General features: G+C 57.3%; 1 protein-coding gene. It reads right to left on the minus strand.

From position 1 onward, the window contains the following. On the minus strand, positions 1-260 hold a 260-nt coding region (locus tag JI666_RS22225), incomplete at both ends, for a hypothetical protein (RefSeq protein WP_206895087.1).

Here is a 260-nt window from a genome sequence, read left to right on the forward strand (position 1 = left end):
GGCCGAGGGCTTCATCCGCTCGGAGACCGAGAAATGCAGCAGGATGTTGATGATCCCGGCAAAGACCGCCAGGAAGAAGATGAAGATCTGGAACGTGTTCAGACCGGGAAAGACCGCCGGATCGACATGCTGCGCCAAGGCATTGGTCAGGTTCCCTCCCAACCACCAATCCTTGATCGAATCCATCAGCGTGCCATCGGCCATGATGTAGTATTGCGCGGCCCAGAAGCCGAAGCCGATCCCGTAATAGGTCGCAAAGC

Source organism: Bacillus sp. NTK071 (assembly GCF_017303315.1).
Lineage (GTDB): Bacteria > Bacillota > Bacilli > Bacillales > Guptibacillaceae > Guptibacillus.